The 17,812-nt window shown below is 53.9% G+C and carries 19 protein-coding genes; 11 read left to right on the top strand and 8 right to left on the bottom strand.

Annotation, left to right across the window (positions count from 1 at the left end; genetic code table 11):
* Positions 1–251 precede the first annotated feature (251 nt).
* The 3 genes from E2F51_RS19460 to pabB all read right to left on the bottom strand — a co-directional run bounded on the left by E2F51_RS19460 (position 252) and on the right by pabB (position 3,889).
* On the bottom strand, positions 252–1,616 hold the full coding sequence (locus E2F51_RS19460) for an L-serine ammonia-lyase (RefSeq protein ID WP_134824286.1): 1,365 nt from the start codon (positions 1,614–1,616) through the stop codon (positions 252–254).
* 328 nt (positions 1,617–1,944) lie between these two features.
* Positions 1,945–2,532, bottom strand: coding sequence for a CoA pyrophosphatase (locus E2F51_RS19455; RefSeq protein WP_013202472.1), 588 nt, complete (start codon positions 2,530–2,532; stop codon positions 1,945–1,947).
* The gene (gene pabB / locus E2F51_RS19450) at positions 2,525–3,889 is read right to left on the bottom strand and encodes an aminodeoxychorismate synthase component 1 (RefSeq protein WP_013202471.1); all 1,365 of its coding nucleotides are present in this window, start codon (positions 3,887–3,889) and stop codon (positions 2,525–2,527) included. The genes E2F51_RS19455 and pabB overlap by 8 nt, the downstream gene beginning before the upstream one ends.
* A gap of 111 nt (positions 3,890–4,000) precedes the next feature.
* Between pabB and E2F51_RS19445 the strand changes: the two genes are divergently transcribed.
* Positions 4,001–4,249 (top strand): YoaH family protein, encoded by a 249-nt coding sequence (locus tag E2F51_RS19445; protein WP_013202470.1) that lies wholly within the window; start codon positions 4,001–4,003, stop codon positions 4,247–4,249.
* Positions 4,249–5,250, top strand: a complete 1,002-nt coding sequence (locus E2F51_RS19440) for a hypothetical protein (RefSeq protein ID WP_134824285.1) — start codon at positions 4,249–4,251, stop codon at positions 5,248–5,250. Before E2F51_RS19445 ends, E2F51_RS19440 begins: the two co-directional genes overlap by 1 nt.
* Before the next feature lie 18 nt (positions 5,251–5,268).
* Here E2F51_RS19440 and E2F51_RS19435 read toward each other — a convergent pair whose 3' ends face one another.
* On the bottom strand, positions 5,269–5,622 hold the full coding sequence (locus E2F51_RS19435) for a RidA family protein (RefSeq protein WP_013202468.1): 354 nt from the start codon (positions 5,620–5,622) through the stop codon (positions 5,269–5,271).
* 537 nt (positions 5,623–6,159) lie between these two features.
* Positions 6,160–6,411 carry a hypothetical protein gene (locus E2F51_RS19430; RefSeq protein ID WP_134824284.1) on the bottom strand — a complete coding sequence of 84 codons (252 nt, stop codon included), beginning with the start codon at positions 6,409–6,411 and terminating at the stop codon, positions 6,160–6,162.
* Between the two features lie 221 nt (positions 6,412–6,632).
* On the opposite strand from E2F51_RS19430, the gene E2F51_RS19425 reads away from it, so the two are divergent.
* The 5 genes from E2F51_RS19425 to rnd all read left to right on the top strand — a co-directional run bounded on the left by E2F51_RS19425 (position 6,633) and on the right by rnd (position 13,067).
* Positions 6,633–8,543 (top strand): ATP-dependent DNA helicase, encoded by a 1,911-nt coding sequence (locus tag E2F51_RS19425; protein ID WP_013202466.1) that lies wholly within the window; start codon positions 6,633–6,635, stop codon positions 8,541–8,543.
* Between the two features lie 57 nt (positions 8,544–8,600).
* Positions 8,601–9,302, top strand: a complete 702-nt coding sequence (gene tsaB / locus E2F51_RS19420; protein ID WP_209215452.1) for a tRNA (adenosine(37)-N6)-threonylcarbamoyltransferase complex dimerization subunit type 1 TsaB — start codon at positions 8,601–8,603, stop codon at positions 9,300–9,302.
* Between the two features lie 57 nt (positions 9,303–9,359).
* Positions 9,360–9,956 (top strand): Slp family lipoprotein, encoded by a 597-nt coding sequence (locus E2F51_RS19415; protein WP_013202464.1) that lies wholly within the window; start codon positions 9,360–9,362, stop codon positions 9,954–9,956.
* A gap of 208 nt (positions 9,957–10,164) precedes the next feature.
* A complete protein-coding gene (fadD, locus tag E2F51_RS19410; RefSeq protein WP_134824282.1) occupies positions 10,165–11,847 on the top strand; it encodes a long-chain-fatty-acid--CoA ligase FadD in 1,683 nt (560 codons plus the stop codon).
* Positions 11,848–11,957: 110 nt separating this feature from the next.
* Positions 11,958–13,067, top strand: coding sequence for a ribonuclease D (gene rnd, locus E2F51_RS19405; protein ID WP_134824918.1), 1,110 nt, complete (start codon positions 11,958–11,960; stop codon positions 13,065–13,067).
* Positions 13,068–13,118: 51 nt separating this feature from the next.
* Here the strand turns inward: rnd and minE are convergent, their stop codons facing one another.
* From minE to minC, 3 genes are read right to left on the bottom strand one after another with little or no spacing between them, the layout of a single operon-like run.
* Positions 13,119–13,388, bottom strand: a complete 270-nt coding sequence (gene minE, locus E2F51_RS19400) for a cell division topological specificity factor MinE (protein ID WP_013202461.1) — start codon at positions 13,386–13,388, stop codon at positions 13,119–13,121.
* Positions 13,389–13,391: 3 nt separating this feature from the next.
* A complete protein-coding gene (minD, locus tag E2F51_RS19395) occupies positions 13,392–14,204 on the bottom strand; it encodes a septum site-determining protein MinD (protein WP_013202460.1) in 813 nt (270 codons plus the stop codon).
* 42 nt (positions 14,205–14,246) lie between these two features.
* Complete coding sequence (gene minC, locus E2F51_RS19390; protein ID WP_013202459.1) at positions 14,247–14,939, bottom strand: septum site-determining protein MinC; 693 nt, start codon at positions 14,937–14,939, stop codon at positions 14,247–14,249.
* A 158-nt stretch (positions 14,940–15,097) separates the two neighbouring features.
* Between minC and E2F51_RS19385 the strand changes: the two genes are divergently transcribed.
* The 4 genes from E2F51_RS19385 to E2F51_RS19370 all read left to right on the top strand — a co-directional run bounded on the left by E2F51_RS19385 (position 15,098) and on the right by E2F51_RS19370 (position 17,785).
* Positions 15,098–15,364, top strand: a complete 267-nt coding sequence (locus E2F51_RS19385) for a YcgL domain-containing protein (protein ID WP_013202458.1) — start codon at positions 15,098–15,100, stop codon at positions 15,362–15,364.
* A gap of 99 nt (positions 15,365–15,463) precedes the next feature.
* Positions 15,464–16,552 carry a lytic transglycosylase domain-containing protein gene (locus tag E2F51_RS19380; protein ID WP_134824281.1) on the top strand — a complete coding sequence of 363 codons (1,089 nt, stop codon included), beginning with the start codon at positions 15,464–15,466 and terminating at the stop codon, positions 16,550–16,552.
* A gap of 68 nt (positions 16,553–16,620) precedes the next feature.
* The gene (locus E2F51_RS19375) at positions 16,621–17,280 is read left to right on the top strand and encodes a fumarylacetoacetate hydrolase family protein (protein WP_105759763.1); all 660 of its coding nucleotides are present in this window, start codon (positions 16,621–16,623) and stop codon (positions 17,278–17,280) included.
* 64 nt (positions 17,281–17,344) lie between these two features.
* Complete coding sequence (locus E2F51_RS19370; RefSeq protein WP_013202455.1) at positions 17,345–17,785, top strand: YcgN family cysteine cluster protein; 441 nt, start codon at positions 17,345–17,347, stop codon at positions 17,783–17,785.
* Positions 17,786–17,812: the final 27 nt, after the last annotated feature.

Here is a 17,812-nt window from a genome sequence, read left to right as displayed (position 1 = left end):
CACCCTTAGATCAAGACGCGCACACAGAGACCGAATCGTTGTTATCGGCAAATGAAAAATTAAGTTTAGTCTTAGAAGTGATAAAAGCAGAATTAAGTAAAACAGTCACTTATCCTGCTTTATTCGCCTGAACACTCTAGCGGTTTCCGGCAATATCGGATAGCGGGGGAAAGAAATTTTTTTAGCGAAACGCGTAAAAGTGCCGCCGGAATGGCGGCACCGAAAATCAGCGGGGCAGCAGCTGATTGGAATCAGTCACACTGAACCTTAATTGCCAGACCACCGCGAGACGTTTCACGGTATTTGGCATTCATGTCCTTGCCCGTTTCATACATGGTTTCAATCACTTTATCTAATGACACGCGGGCTTCACTGGTACGGCGCATCGCCATACGCGCAGAGTTGATCGCTTTAACCGAAGCAATGGCATTGCGCTCTATGCAGGGAACCTGAACCTGGCCTGCCACCGGATCACAGGTCAGCCCCAGGTTATGTTCCATGCCAATTTCGGCCGCCACGCAAACCTGCTCCGGGCTGGCACCCAGCAGTTCAGCCAGACCGGCAGCGGCCATTGAGCAGGCGACACCGACTTCGCCCTGGCAACCGACTTCCGCGCCGGAAATAGAGGCGTTCATTTTATAAAGGATACCCACGGCACCGCAGGCAAGGAAATAGCGGATAAAGATATCCGGGCTGACCGGCTCAATAAAATGATCGTAGTAGGCCAGCACGGCAGGCACGATGCCACAGGCACCGTTAGTCGGTGCGGTGACCACGCGACCGCCCGCCGCATTCTCTTCGTTTACCGCCAGCGCAAACATGTTGACCCAGTCGATCACGTTCATCGGGTCTTTAGACAGCTTATCGGAAGAGACCAGCAGACGGCGCAGGGCAGAAGCACGACGAGGCACGCGCAGCGGACCCGGTAACACGCCCTCGGTATTCAGGCCGCGATCGATACAGTCACGCATGCTCTGCCAGATATCAGTGAAATAGGCTTCGATCTCGGCACGGCTGTGCAGCGCCAGCTCGTTCTTCATAATCATGCCGGAGAGAGACAGCCCGGTATGATGGCAGTTATCCAGCATCTCTTTGGCGGAATTGAACGGATAGGGCACGGTCACTTCATCCAGCGTTGACTGGCCGAAGTGCTCTTCATCAACGATAAAACCGCCGCCGATGGAATAATAGGTTTTGCTGAAAATGGCGTTGTCACCCGCCAGCGCAGTGATCCGCATGCCGTTTTCATGCAGCGACAGATTATCGCTGCGGAATACCATGCCACCTTCCCGTGGGAAGTCGACTTCATGGCGGCCATTCGCCAGCAACAGGCGCTGACGCTGTTCGACATCGCGGATAAACGCGGGAATGCCATCGATATCGACGCTTTCCGGCGAGGCGCCGGAGAGCCCCATAATAATGGCGATATCGGTATGGTGACCTTTGCCGGTCAGGGAGAGAGAGCCATAAACGTCCACGGCAACGCGCGTCACGCTATCCAACATGCCGTTAGCAACTAAATCGTCGACAAACAGTTTACCGGCTTTCATCGGCCCCACGGTATGGGAACTGGAAGGACCAATGCCGATTTTAAACATGTCGAAAACGCTAATCACACTACGCTCCTTAACTGAGCCTGAAGTTCGGTAAAATACTGCTTTAATAGTAATCATCCTGAGACGAATGATCGCATGAAATTAACTAATCATTATCAGACAAAAATGTGATGACAGAAGCGGGTCCAGTTGGTATTGCGGCTGATATTTGCCCAATTACAGCTAGGGCAAAAATAGTGGCTGGCCGTTGCACGCACATCTTGCGGTGTTAATGCGGTGCAATATAAATGATTCCCGCGCGTTGTGCAGTGATTTGACGCGAAGAATGTGCGCCAGGTTGGTGAAAAAAACTGCCTGAGGGGGATTGTGTAGCCGTTGTGTCGGAAAATTAGTCAGTTCGGGCGTGGTTTGCCACCTGCAGACTCAACTGACGAATGATCCCGGCGGTCATCCCCCAGATAAAATAGTCTTCAAACCAGGAGAGCCAGACGCGATGCGACGTGCCATAGCGCTGGATATCCAGGGGTGAATAGCGGCCAAGCCGTAACGCTTCCTGCAACGGCATCTCAAACAGGGATTCAACTTCGCCTTCATTAGGATGCCAGTCGAGCGACGGCGAAAGTATGCCGACGACCGGCGTTACCTGAAAACCGGTGCTGCTGGTCACGGCGGGCAAAACGCCCACCACCCGCACGCTGTCCGGTTGAATAGCCACTTCTTCCTGCGCCTCACGAAGCGCGGTGGCAATTAAAGAAGGATCTTCCGGGTCCATCATTCCACCGGGAAATGCCACCTGACCGGCATGCTTACGCAATGTGGCGGAGCGTCGGGTGAGCAACAGGGTCGGGCGGGGGCGATCGACGATTGGCACCAATACGGCAGCCCGGCGGGTGGGCAGTTGATTTGAGGTCACATCGGGTCGTTGCAGCATAAACCGACTGAGAAAATCGTTGAGCGTCAGGTGCGCATCAGACATCCGCTTGCTCCAGACAGGGTAGAATCCGCATTACCTTATCGAACGTCTCCTGGTATTCAGCCTGCTCCTGGCTGTCTGCGACGATCCCGCCGCCAGCCGTGCAGTAGAGGTTTCCCTGTTCGGCGGTCAGCGTGCGAATGGTAATACTGGTATCCATCTTGCCGCACACGCTGAGATAGCCAATGCTGCCACACCAGGCATTTCGTCGGTGCGGTTCCAGCTCATCGATGATTTCCATCGCTCTGACCTTCGGCGCGCCGGTAATTGAGCCGCCGGGGAAACAGGCGCGTAGCAGATCGCAGGCGCTTAACGCCGGTTTCAGTCTGGCGGTGATGGTGCTGACCAGATGATGTACCGCCGGGAAAGGTTCGACCACAAACAGTTCCGGCACGGCAACGCTGCCAGGCTGGGCAACGCGACCAATATCGTTGCGCAGCAGGTCAACAATCATCACGTTTTCCGCGCGGTCCTTAGGCGAATTTGCCAGCTTCTCCGCCTGTAAACGATCGGCCTCGGGATCGCTGAGCCTCGGCAACGTGCCTTTGATCGGCCGGGTTTCAATGCTGTCGCCGGTCATTTTCAGGAAGCGCTCCGGTGACAGGCTGAGAATAGCGCTGCCAGGCAGGCGCAGGAAAGCGCTGAAAGGCGCACGGTTTTGCTCATTCAACCGTTTGAACGCCTGCCACTCATCACCGCTGTAGCTGGCCTGGAAACGCTGAGCAAGGTTGATTTGATAACAGTCACCGCTGTGTAACCACTGCTGAACACGGCGGAATTTCTCACCGTACTCTTCCCGCGTCAGATTGGAACGCCACGGGCTGGTCAGACGGAAGGGCGTGGTGGGTTTACCTGCGCTCAAGGCGTTCAGCCAGTTGAGGCGGTTTTCCCCATCACCATGCACAATTAAGGTCAGTGCCTGCAGATGGTGGTCGGCGATGAGCGCCCAGTCATAAATGCCGACAGCCATGTCCGGCGTCTGTAAATCCTGTAATGCCACTTGCGGCAGTTGCTCAAAACGGCGGCCTAAATCGTAACCAAATAACCCTAACGCACCGCCCTGAAAAGGAAAATCCGGGTGTTCTTCGGCCTGCAATCCACTCTGTTTGAGCGTCTGATCCAGCAAGCTGAGCGGATCGTCTTCACTGGTTTCCACGCCATCGCCGTGCTGGATACGGGTGGTTTTCCCTTGCGTAATCAGCGTGGTGAGCGGATCGGCCACCATAATATCGAAGCGGTTATCGCTGTGATCGGCAAAACCTGAATGCAGCAGCATCGCCCAGGGTTGATGAGCAACAAAACCAAACAGATTCCCAAGGGCTTCCGGCGTATACTTAAGGGGATAACAGACAGGTGACATGATGATTCAGCAAACCAGACCAATAACAGGCGTTAAGCCTGGCATATTTTTTTGCTGCTGGCATCTGTTTGTTGCGCGTGGAATACGCCGCGCGCACGACCAGGAGTGGATATGATTACAGGTTTACCTTCGCTGTCCTATGAGCAGCAGCAACAGGCCGTTGAACGCATCCAGCAGCTGATGTCTGAAGGCATGAGTAGCGGGCAGGCAATCCAACTGGTTGCTGCCGAAATCCGTGAAAACCACACCGGCGAAATGATCACCGCTTCATTCGATGACGACGATGATGAAGACAACAATGAAGATGAAGAGATCAATCAGGATTACGGCGACGAAGACGAAGAAGACGAAAACTATTAATGCGCCTGCTGCGAACAGTCGGTAAAACGCTTTCGCGGCTGATGGTGCTGCTGGCTTGCTGGATACCCGTCATCCCGCAAGCATTAGCGGCCCCGCAGGCGTGGCCTGCCAGCGCCCGCGAACACACCTTTGCACTGACTGAGAACGCGGGCAACTTCCATTACTTCACGCTCGCGCCTGCCGGTGGCCAGGTGACCCGGGCGTTGATTGTCCTGCACGGTCATCCTCGTGACGTGGGCAACACGCTCACCGCGGCTGCGCAAGCAGCCAGCAATACACCAGACGCCAAAAACATCGCCATTGTTGCTCCGCTTTTCCAGGTATCCAGCACGGATGCCAGCCATTGTCACTCGGACGGCCTGCCTGAGGCTTTACCGGAAGACGCGCTGTGGAATTGTCATTCCTGGTTAGATGGCGGAAAGGATAACGCCGGGAACCTGTCGGCCTTTAGCGCATTGGATGAGACTATCGGCGATCTTAAACAGCGTTGGCCGGCTCTGAGCGAAATCACCGTGGCGGGTTTTTCAGCCGGTGGCCAGTTTGTGCAGCACTACATCGCCTTTTCCCATCCTCCCGCAGGCGTGACGCTGCGCTATGTGGTGGCCGATCCAGGAAGCTGGCTCTATTTTGATGCTTTAAATGCGGACGCCTGTCCTGCCGTAAGCGATTATAAATACGGCATGCACAATCTGCCGGCCTGGCTGCCGGACAATCCCATCAAGGCGAGAGACCGTTATCGTTCCGCAGAGGTTCGCTATCTTGAAGGGAGTGACGATCGGGGAAAAGGAAAAGGGCGCTACTGGCGGATACTGGATAAGTCGTGTGCGGCGATGGCACAGGGCGCGTCGAGGCTGGAACGCGGAGAGAATTACGCCCGCTACGATCGGGATGTATTGAAACCTGCCCGACCACACACCCTGGCGATAGTCGCCGGCTGTGCGCATGATGTGCGTTGCGTTTTTCCTTCAGCGGAAGGACGACAGGCGCTGTTTAAGCCTTAGACACCGCCTGCCAACGGCTTACAGAGCCGCAATAATTTTGATTTCGACCAGATACTTCGGGTTCATCAGGTTAGCCTGAACGGTGCAGCGCACGGGGGCATTACCGGGTGAAACCCAGGCATCCCAGGCACGGTTCATCGCCTGAAAATCCTCTTTGTGCACCAGGAAAATCGTCGCATCAAGAATTTTGCTCTTATCTGAACCCACGCGGGTCAGAAGACTGTCAATCACCGCCAGAGCATTGGCGGTCTGCGCTTCCGCGTCTTCATCCAGATTTTCCGGCACGCTGGTGTAATAGACGGTGTCATTGTGGATCACCGCTTCGGACATGCGGTGCTCTACAGGCTCAACTCTTGTGATTTCTTTCGACATTTTAATACCTTACTCATCATTGGTGCCACGCTTCGCATCGCTGCAGGGCATATTTGGAACATTCTGGTTAAAAATATCATCATTCCGCTTAACATGCTGAGACAAATGGCCTTAAGCCACGTCAGCGTAACCCATCCCGCTAAAGACATATCCGAATGTATGGCTTTCATGACGCAGGTTAAAACAATTCACACCCTGACTGTTACTGTCGGCTTACGGACTCCGTAACATCAGGAAAAATCATGGGCGATTACTACTATCTGGAAACCTTAAACGGACCAAGAGCGAGGAGAGTTGTGCATAAGACGGGTTGCATGGACATGACGCGGATTATAAACGACAGACTTTTTCTGGGAACATTTTACACCAGCAATGATGCGTTGAATGTTGCGATAAAAAGACGGCCTGGGGCAATTAAGTGCCTGAGGTGTTGCCCAAAATAAGCGTTTATAAGGCTGCTTGCACAGGGCCTTTTCCAACAACGTAGGGACTCGTTAAACTGGCAGGCCGCATGAAGCGGCCTGGTCGGAACCGGTATCAATCGACAGCGGGATCCTGATATTTGATGTACTGGCGGATCGTGTCGTTGATCTCACGGTTGCTGCCTTCCTCCAGCCCTCGGCTGGCATACTCTTTTGCCAGCGCCTCGAGAACGTCATCAAATTTACCCTTGTAGTTAAGATTGTTGAGCGCGATTTGCTGCCCAAGAATTTCCCTCAGCACCAGGGTCTCAACGTTCAACCTGTTGACGGTCTCCTCAAGCTTTTTAATTCTTTCTTCGTCTGACATAGCCCCTCCACGGTTAAATTATCAGGAAAACCAGCGCGCTGACTGACATTCAAAATAGAATCGCCGAACGTAAAGGTCAATACAATGAGCAGGTTAATTCCTTTTATGTGCCCAACAGCCAGGCGCGAGGCACAGCATTTGACTGGCCGTCACCTAAAGGGTGGAGCGTGGGCGCGGATACTGACATAATTACAGTGTTTTCTAAAACGTAGTGAGGACGTGTGGCAGACGATTTTGCAGCAGATGGCGCGCTGGCGCTGGCAATCCCAGGATTCAAACCGCGTGAACCGCAGCGACAGATGGCGCAGGCGGTCAGTGAAGCTATCGAAAATAAGCATGAACTGGTGGTAGAGGCGGGAACCGGCACCGGGAAAACCTACGCGTATCTGGCGCCGGCGCTGCGATCCGGTAAAAAAGTGATCATCTCCACCGGATCGAAAGCGTTGCAGGATCAGCTCTACAGTCGCGATCTTCCTACCGTCGCAAGAGCGCTGAAATTCAAAGGGCAGGTCGCGCTGTTAAAGGGGCGATCGAACTACCTCTGCCTGGAGCGGCTGGAGCAGCAGTCGATGGTCGGCGGCGAGTTGGCCGTGCAGGCGATGAGCGATCTGGTCCATCTGCGCGGCTGGTCCAGTGAAACGGTCGATGGCGATATCAGCACCTGTGGCGGTGTCGCGGAAGACAGTACCATCTGGCCGATGGTCACCAGCACCAATGACAACTGTCTGGGCAGCGATTGCCCGGTGTATAAAGACTGTTTTGTGGTGAAAGCCCGTCGCAAAGCGATGGATGCCGATGTGGTGGTGGTTAACCATCACCTGTTTCTGGCGGATATGGTGGTGAAAGAGAGTGGTTTTGCTGAACTGATCCCGGAAGCCGACGTGATGATCTTCGATGAAGCCCACCAGGTCCCGGACATTGCCAGCCAGTATTTTGGCCAGCAGCTCTCCAGCAAACAGCTTATCGATTTGGCGAAAGACATCACGATTGCCTACCGCACCGAAGTGCGTGACGTTCAGCAGCTGCAAAAATCCGCCGACCGATTATCACAAAGCGCACAGGATTTCCGCCTGGCGCTGGGCGACCCCGGCTTCCGCGGTAATCTGCGCGATATCATGAACAATCCCAACATTCAGCGTGCGCTGTTGCTGCTGGATGATGCGCTGGAGCTTTGTTATGACGTGGCAAAAATGTCGTTGGGGCGTTCTGCGCTGCTGGACGCCGCCTTTGACCGCGCGGCCCTTTACCGGGGACGTCTGAAGCGTCTGAAAGACGTCACGCAACCGGGTTTCAGCTATTGGTACGAATGCAATTCCCGCCACTTTATTCTGGCGCTGACGCCGCTCTCAGTATCAGATCGTTTTCGCGAAGTGATGGACGAACGTCCGGCAAGCTGGATATTTACCTCCGCCACGCTGGCGGTAAACGAGAAGATGACGCATTTTGTTGAGCGCCTTGGCGTCAGCAGTGCGAAAACGATGATCCTCGAGAGCCCGTTTGATTTCGCCAGCCAGGCACTCCTCTGCGTGCCGCGCAATCTGCCGTCACCCAATCAACCGGGTGGGGCAAAGCAGATGGCGCGGATGCTGCTACCGTTAATTGAAGCCAATAATGGCCGCTGCTTCTTCCTCTGCACGTCGCACCAGATGATGCGCGATCTGGCTGAACAGTTCCGTGCGATGTTAACGCTGCCGGTGCTACTGCAGGGGGAAACCAGTAAAGGTCAGTTGCTGAAGCAGTTTGTTGCTGCCGGCAACGCCTTGCTGGTGGCGACCAGCAGCTTCTGGGAAGGCGTGGACGTGCGCGGCGACGTGCTGTCGCTGGTGATCATCGATAAGCTGCCGTTTACCTCGCCGGATGACCCGCTGTTGAAAGCGCGCATGGAAGACTGCAAGCTGCGCGGCGGCGATCCTTTTGATGAGGTGCAGCTTCCTGACGCGGTGATCACCCTGAAACAGGGTGTGGGTCGATTGATCCGCGATGTGGACGATCGGGGCGTGCTGGTGATCTGCGATAACCGGCTGGTGATGCGTCCTTATGGCGCAGTGTTCCTCAACAGCCTGCCTCCGACCCCCAGAACGCGCGATATTCAGCAGGCGGTTGAATTTCTTAAACCGTCGGCACAACAGTAATCTGTGGCGCACTGTGCTATGCTGCGCGCCGAAAAATCTATCCCGCCAGAGGTGTGTATGTCCCCGCGTATTTTAGCGATTGATACGGCTACCGAAGCCTGTTCAGTTGCGTTGCTGAATGATGAAAACGTCACGGCCCATTTTGAGCTGTGTGCCCGTGAGCACACCCAGCGTATTTTGCCGATGGTGCAGGCATTGCTTCAGCAAGAAAACACCAGGCTTGCGGAGTTAAACGCGCTGGCCTTTGGTCAGGGGCCGGGCAGCTTTACCGGCGTCCGTATCGGCATCGGCATCGCGCAGGGCCTGGCGTTTGGTGCAGAACTGCCGATGATCGGCGTTTCCACGCTGAAAACCATGGCACAAAGTGCCTGGCGTCTGCACGGCGCGACGCGCGTGTTGGCGGCCATTGATGCCCGCATGGGTGAAGTGTATTGGGCCGAGTATCAGCGTGACGCACAGGGCGACTGGCAGGGTGCAGAAACCGAAGCCGTGCTGAAACCAGAAGCCGCGCAAGCCAGAATGGCCGCGCTGACCGGGCGTTGGGCGATGGTAGGAACCGGTTGGAAAGCCTGGCCGCAGCTGGCCGAAAACAGCGGGCTGGAGCTTACCGCTACGGACGTCGAACTGCCTTGCGCGGAAGATATGTTACCGCTGGCCGCCCTGGCTTACGCCGCGGGTCGAATGGTGGCGGTGGAACAGGCTGAACCGACCTATTTGCGTAATGAAGTGACATGGAAAAAATTGCCGGGCCGCGAGTAATCCGGGCAACTATTTATCAGGGAAGCAGTCAGAGTAATCAGTATCCTGGAGAACTTTATGCGTAAACGCGTTTTATTGCAGTTAGGTAGTCTGTTACTGGCCTCTGCACTGCTTTCTGGCTGCATGAGCGTGCCAGATTCGGTGAAAGGCACGTCTCCCACCCCACAGCAGGATTTGGTGCGGGTGATGAACGCGCCGCAAATCTATGTCGGTCAGGAATCTCGCTTCGGCGGGAAAGTGGTCAAAGTGGTGAATAAAGATGGTATGACCCGGCTGGAAATTGCCGCTCAGCGTCTTGATGACACCGCCAGACCGATATTAGGGACGCCGTCTATTGGCCGTATTTATGCCGATATCAAAGGGTTCGTCGATCCTATCGACTTCAACAATCAGATTGTCACCGTGGTCGGGCCGATAAAAGGCACCGAGAAAGGGGAAGTCGGCCAGGCGTCGTATAACTTTATTACTGTCGATGTGACCGGTTATCAGCGCTGGCATCTGACCCAGCAAATTGTCTCGCCACCACAGCCGATCGATCCGTGGATTTGGTACGGTCCACCACGCGGTAGTCGCCATGGTGGATACTGGGGACCGCCGCCGTTCGGTTACTACAATACCGGGCCAGCACAGGTACAAACTATCCTGACGGAATAGACAGATAGCAGACTCTCTTACGACCCGACGGCTTACGTCTTCGGGTCGTTTTTTATTGCCGATCTCAGGATGAGATTATTTTAGTGATGGGCTTCGCAACCTCAAAACAGATAACAGAGCAAACTGGTACGCTGAGTTAAAATAATGTTAAAAGATGCGACTGTTTGAGGCTGCGATGACAACAAATACGACTTTCCGAGGTGTTTCCTTGAATAAGGTTTGGTTAAACCGCTATCCGGCAGATGTTCCGGCAGAGATCACTGCTGACCGCTATACATCGCTGATTGATTTGTTTGAACACGCAGTTAAACGTTACGCAGACCAGCCCGCCTTCATTAATATGGGGCAGGCGATGACCTACCGTAAGCTGGAAGAGCGCAGCCGGGCTTTTGCCGCTTATCTGCAACAGGGGCTGGGCCTGAAAAAGGGCGATCGTGTGGCCCTGATGATGCCTAACCTGTTGCAGTACCCGATCGCGCTGTTTGGCATTCTGCGGGCAGGAATGATTGTGGTTAACGTCAATCCGCTTTACACCCCGCGCGAGCTGGAACATCAGCTGAACGACAGCGGTGCCAGTGCCATCGTCATTGTCTCGAACTTTGCCCACACGCTGGAAAAAGTGGTGGCCAAAACCCAGGTGAAGCACGTAATCCTCACGCGACTGGGCGATCAACTTACGCCGGCGAAAGGCACGCTGGTCAATTTTGTTGTCAAATACATCAAGCGGATGGTGCCGAAATACCATCTGCCCGATGCGATCTCCTTCCGCAGCGCGCTGCATGAGGGCTATCGCATGCAGTATGTGCGCCCGGACATCATTAACGACGATCTGGCGTTCCTGCAATATACCGGCGGGACTACCGGCGTCGCCAAAGGCGCGATGCTTACTCACCGCAATATGCAGGCGAATCTTGAGCAGACCAAAGCCACCTATGGCTCGCTGCTGAAAGAGGGCAAAGAAACGGTGGTCACCGCTTTACCGCTGTACCATATCTTCGCGCTGACGGTGAACTGCATGCTGTTTATCGATTTGGGCGGCGCAAACCTGCTGATCACCAATCCGCGTGATATTCCTGGCTTGGTGAAAGAGCTGTCCAAAGTGCGCTTCACCGCGATTACCGGCGTGAATACGCTGTTTAACGCCTTGCTGAACGATGAAGATTTCCAGAAGCTCGACTTCTCCAGCCTCAGCTTATCAGCCGGTGGCGGCATGTCGGTGCAGAAAGCGGTCGCCGAACGCTGGGAAAAGCTGACCGGGCACTATCTGCTGGAAGGTTACGGCCTGACCGAGTGCTCACCGCTGGTTTCCGTCAATCCCTACGACATTCGCTATCACAGTGGCAGCATTGGTTTGCCGGTGCCTTCCACTGACATCATGCTGGTGGATGATGAAGGCAATGAGGTCGCTGAAGGCGAGCCTGGCGAACTGTGCATCAAAGGACCGCAGGTGATGCTCGGTTACTGGCAACGGCCTGATGCAACTGATGAAGTGTTAAAAAATGGATGGCTTCGCAGCGGTGATATTGTTACCGTTGACCAGGAAGGTTTTATTCGCATTGTCGATCGCAAAAAAGACATGATCCTGGTTTCCGGTTTCAACGTCTATCCTAACGAAATCGAAGATGTTCTGATGCTGCATCCGAAAGTGCGTGAGGCTGCCGCCATTGGTGTTCCTAACGATGTGGCAGGAGAGACGGTGAAAATCTGCGTCGTGAAGAAAGATCCTTCACTGACTAAAGAAGAGCTGATCGCACACTGCAAAAAGAACCTGACGGGCTATAAAGTGCCTAAAATCGTTGAGTTTCGGGATGAGTTACCGAAAACTAACGTCGGCAAAATTCTGCGCCGTGAACTGCGTGATGAAGCGATAAAAGCGGCTAAAGCCAGCTGATTATCGCTGCGCTTTCCGAGAATGCTAAAACGCCGGTCATGCCGGCGTTTTTATTGTGATTAGACTGAGGCCGGAAAGGCCACAGCGAGAGGATCATTTTGAACTACACCATGATAACCACCAACGAGGCGCTGGCTGAACTTTGCCTGACCGCCCGTCAGTTTCCGGCGCTGGCGCTGGATACCGAATTCGTCAGAACCCGCACCTATTATCCTGGCCTTGGCCTGATCCAGATGTATGACGGCGAGAATATCGCGCTGATCGATCCGCTGCCGATCACCGAATGGGCGCCATTCCGCGATCTGCTGCTCGATGAGAAGGTGATCAAGTTCCTGCACGCTGGCAGTGAAGATCTGGAAGTCTTCCTGCATGAATATGGCGTGCTGCCGGTGCCGATGATTGATACGCAGATTCTGGCTGCCTTTATCGGCCGTCCACTTTCCTGCGGATTTGCCACCATTGTTGAATCCTTTACCGGTATCGCGCTGGATAAAAGCGAATCACGCACTGACTGGCTGGCGCGTCCGCTGACCGAGAAGCAGTGTCAGTATGCGGCCGCTGATGTGTTCTACCTGCTGCCGATTGCCCATAAGCTGCTGGCGGAAGCCGAAGAGTCGGGCAGGATTAATGCCGCACTGAACGAATGCAGCCTGCTGTGTCAACGCCGTCAAATGGTGGTGGCCCCACAAGAGGCTTACCGTGACATTACCAATGCCTGGCAACTGCGTCCGCGTCAGCTTGCTGCACTGCGTCTGATGGCGGCATGGCGGCTGGAGCTGGCACGTGAAAAGGACATGGCGGTGAATTTCGTGGTGCGCGAAGAGAACCTGTGGAAAGTGGCGCGCTATATGCCTGGTTCCCTCGGCGAGCTGGATCACCTTGGGCTTGCCGGTCAGGAAATTCGTTTCCACGGTAAAGCGCTGGTGGCGATGGTTGCTCAGGCGAATGCGCTGGAAGAGAGCGAGTTGCCGGAACCGGTCGCTAACCTGATTGATAATTCTGACTACAAGAAAGTCTTCAAAGAGCTGAAAGCGTTGATGGCGGAAGTGGCAGAAAAAGAGGGTATTAGTCAGGAGTTGTTGGCGTCACGTCGTCAGATTAACCAACTGCTGAGCTGGCACTGGAAATTAAAACCACGGGACAGAAAACCCGAGCTGATTGATGGATGGCGGGGCGAACTGCTTCACGACGGGATCGCTGAAATCCTGAAGGCATACTGACCGAGGTTTTCCCCTGCCTGAGAGCAGGGGAAAATCAGGAGCAGGAGAGGATCATTTCGGTGCTTCTTCTGCCTCCGGGAGCGTCACGTTGAGCTCCAGAATCGAAATATCATCGTCCTTTTGATCCAGCTTAACGCTCAGCATTTCCGGATCGATCTTCACGTATTTGCAGATAACTTCCAAAATATCCCTTTTCAGCTGTGGCAGATAGTGGGGCTCACTGTCGCCCCTCCTGCGCTCTGCCACAATGATCTGCAGCCGTTCCTTGGCTATATTGGCTGTCGGCTTTTTACGGGATAAAAAGAAATCGAGTAAGGCCATGGTTTATCCCCCAAACAGGCGTTTCAGGAAACCCTTCTTCTCTTCTTCAATGAAGCGGAAGGGACGTTCTTCACCGAGAATACGGTCAACGGTATCAGCATAGGCTTTGCCTGCATCGGATTCGGCATCCAGAATCACCGGCTCACCCTGGTTAGAGGCGCGCAGCACCGACTGATCTTCCGGGATCACACCCGCCAGTGGAATACGTAAAATTTCCAGCACGTCTTCCATGCTCAGCATGTCGCCACGGTTCACACGACCCGGGTTATAACGCGTCAGCAGCAGGTGCTCTTTAATCGGATCCTGACCATTTTCCGCACGGCGGGATTTGGACGAAAGAATGCCCAAAATGCGGTCTGAATCGCGAACTGAAGAGACTTCCGGGTTAGTGGTAATGATAGCTTCATCGGCGAAATACAGCGCCATCAGTGCGCCGGTTTCGATCCCTGCCGGTGAGTCACAGACAATAAAGTCGAAATCCATCTTACCGAGGTCATTCAGGATTTTTTCAACGCCATCACGCGTTAATGCATCTTTATCACGTGTCTGTGACGCAGGCAGAATGAACAGGTTCTCAGTACGCTTATCTTTGATCAGCGCCTGGTTCAGCGTGGCATCACCCTGAATCACGTTCACAAAGTCATACACCACGCGACGCTCACAACCCATAATCAAATCGAGATTACGCAGGCCGATGTCAAAGTCGATAACCACGGTTTTTTTGCCCTTCTGGGCTAAACCGGTAGCGATGGCCGCGCTGGACGTGGTCTTGCCAACGCCCCCTTTACCCGATGTAACTACAATAATGCGTGCCATAAAATGATTTCCTTAAGAAAAGAAAGGGCTCGTGAGCCTGGCTCAGTTCAGTGTCTGTATAGTCAGGGCGCCGTCTCTTAAACAGAGGCGTGACGCTTTTCCAAAAAATTCAGCCGGAATATGATCCATCATCCAGTATTCACCGGCGATAGAGACCAACTCAGCTGACAAACTGGTACAAAAAATCTGGCAATCACGGTCACCGCTGGCACCAGCCAGTGCACGGCCACGCATCATGCCATAAATATGGATATTGCCATCGGCGACCAGTTCTGCACCGGCGCTGACGCTATTGGTCACGATCAGATCGCAATTCTTGGCATAAATCTGCTGGCCAGAGCGGACTGGCGTATTGATTACCCGGGTTTTAACAGGCGGGAGTTCAGCGGGTTTAACCGGTTCAATCACCTCGACGGCTTGTTTCTGCTCTTTACCTTCCGATAACAGCGGCAGACCGGCGCGAGTAATGATGCGTTTTAACGGTTCATCTTTGCAGCCGCTGACACCAACGATATGCAGACCGGTAGAGGTGACGGCTTGTTGCATCAGTCTCCAGTTAACCTCACTGGTCAGTGAAGCTACGTTCAACACCACCGGAGCATTTTTCAGAAAGGCCGGAGCCTGATTGACTTTATCCTGAAGCGCCTGACGAACCACGTCTGGGTCAGCGTGGTGAAGGTGCACAACAGACAGAGTAAAACTGCTGCCCTTTAACTCGATTGGCGTTTGTGACATCTGTCCCGGCTCAGTCCTGTTAATTCTGGTCCCGGCTAATTTATGTCGTTAAACGAACATATAATCGCGTTGGGACAATATTCCGAAGTTCTGCAAGCATGTTATAGTTACTACTATATCCAGGCAAGTCACCATCCAGGTTAATTCGAGTAAAAAATATGTTTTGTGTGATCTACAGAAGCCCCAAGCGTGACCAGACTTATCTTTATGTCGAAAAAAAAGACGATTTCTCCCGCGTTCCTGCGGAACTGATGCAAGGTTTTGGTAAACCGCAGCTGGCGATGCTGCTGCCGCTGGACGGCACCAAAAAGCTGGCTAACGCGGATCTCACCAAAGTGAAGGCCGCGCTCGAAGAGCAGGGATTTTATTTACAGGTGCCTCCTCCAATCGAAAGTCTGCTTAAGATGCATCTGGAAAAAGAGTAAAAAAGATTAATTAGGAACTATCTGCAAAATATATCGCCGCCGCAACGGCAATCCACTGGATTTAAATTGTGGCGGCGACGGCAAAAAAAGGATGCCCGCATGAAGCTTACATCCCTCAGTAGCATTATTTTTTCCCTGTTATTGGCCGGATGCGCCAGTAAAAACAGCGCAGCCCCTGCGCCGGAAACCCCCGTTCCCGCTAAACCGCCCGCCAGCGCACCTTCCCAGGGCGGCTTTCTGCAGCAGCCCAGCAAAACCACGCTGGCTGCTTCGGGCCGCGACCCGGCTGAATTCCCCGGCTACGTCGAGCAACTGAAAGCGCAGGCGCTACAGCAAGGAATCGACCGCGCCACCGTCGATGCTGCTTTTGCCAATGTGCATTTCGTTGACCACGTAATTACCTCCGATCGGAACCAGTTAGAGAAAAAGGTTACGTTAAGCGATTACCTGTCACGGGTGATGACTGATAAGAAGAACCAACAGGGCCGTGACAATCTGCAGCTATATCAAGGGCAGCTGATGCCGGTCAGCCAGCAGACCGGCGTCCAGCCGCAATATATCGTTGCGCTTTGGGCGATGGAGAGTAGCTTTGGTAAAATTCAGGGCAGAGAAGATGTGATTTCATCGCTCTCGACGCTGGCGTTTGAAGGACGACGCGAAGCGTTCTTCACCAAAGAGCTGATTGCCGCGCTGAAAATTATTCAGCAGCAGCACATTGCGCCAGAGGAGATGAAAGGCTCCTGGGCAGGCGCGATGGGACAGAACCAGTTTATGCCAAGTTCCTTTATGCAGTACGGAGCTGATGGCGATGGTGATGGCAAAATTGATATCTGGAACAACGTCGACGATGTCTTTGCTTCCACCGCCAATTATCTGTCGAAAGAGGGCTGGAAAGCGGGCGAAAGCTGGGGTAGGGAAATTGTGCTGCCGGTTGATTTCGTGACCGGTCAGGCCGGCATCAAAGATGCACAGGCCAAAACCGTCGGCGAGTGGGAGAAACTCGGCGTGCGAATGACCAGCGATAGCGCGCTGCCAGATACCCATCAGCGTGCCTGGATTATTCTGCCGGACGATACGCCAGGCCGTGCATTCATGGTTTATGACAATTTTCGCACCATCATGCACTGGAATCGGTCTTATTATTTCGCCATCAGCATCGGCATGATGGCTGACGCTATTTCGCAATAGCGCGAAGGCAGGAATGGACAAATGGCTCAAACCGGGCCATTCACTCTCAACTCAGGCAGGGGAACAGTATGTATCAGCATCATAACTGGCAGGGCGCTTTGTTGGACTATCCGGTAAGCAAAGTGGTGTGCGTGGGAAGCAACTATGCCAAACACATCAAAGAGATGGGCAGCGCCACGCCCTCTGAGCCTGTGCTGTTTATCAAACCAGAAACCGCGATTTGTGATATCCGCCAGCCGCTGTCGATCCCGAAAGATCTCGGCGCGGTACACCACGAAGTCGAGTTGGCCGTTCTGATTGGCTCAACGCTGAAGCATGCGACCGAAGAGCATGTGGCTAAAGCGATTGCCGGTTACGGTATCGCGCTGGATTTAACCCTGCGTGATGTGCAGGCTGGCTGCAAAAAGGCCGGACAGCCGTGGGAGAAAGCCAAGGGATTTGACAACTCTTGCCCGATTTCAGGCTTTATTCCGGTCAGCGAGTTCGGGGCAGATCCGCAGAATATCGAGCTGAAGCTGGTGGTCAACGGTGAAGTGCGTCAGCACGGCAATACTGAAGACATGATCCACAAAATCCTGCCGCTGATTGCCTATATGAGCAAATTCTTTACCCTGCGCGCCGGTGACGTTATTCTGACCGGCACGCCTGAAGGCGTTGGCCCGATGGCCTCCGGTGATACGCTGGAAGTGTCTCTGGGCGGTCGTGGCGTCGCCACCCGCGTGCTGTAAGACTTGCATCTGAAGCCCGAACTGTTTATAAGGTGCGGGCTTTTACTTAAACGGGACACCGAACATGACTGATACCCCTTTCTGGCAGCGGAAAACGCTGGAACAAATGAGTGATGAGGAATGGGAATCCTTGTGTGACGGTTGTGGCCAGTGCTGTCTTAACAAGCTGCAGGATGCTGACACCGACGAAATCTACTTTACCAACGTCGCGTGTAACCAACTCAACATTAAAACCTGCCAGTGCCGTAACTATGAGCGTCGCTTCGAATATGAAGAAGACTGCATCAAGTTAACGCGCGATAATTTGCCGACTTTCTCCTGGCTGCCGCCGAGCTGTGCCTATCGGGTGCTGGCGGAAGGTAAAAATTTACCGGTCTGGCATCCTTTACGCACCGGCTCTAAATCGGCGATGCATGCCGAGCGTATTTCGGTACGTCATATTGCCGTGCGGGAAAGTGAAGTGCGGGACTGGGAAGACCATATTATTAACCGGCCTCACCGCTGAGCATAAAAAAGCCGCCGCTGAATAAAC

It is taken from the genome of Erwinia sp. QL-Z3, from assembly GCF_004551645.1.
GTDB classification, from domain to species: Bacteria; Pseudomonadota; Gammaproteobacteria; order Enterobacterales; family Enterobacteriaceae; genus Erwinia; species Erwinia billingiae.
The sequence above is the reverse complement of the archived record's forward strand: the minus strand, read 5'-3'. Positions and strand labels throughout refer to the sequence as shown.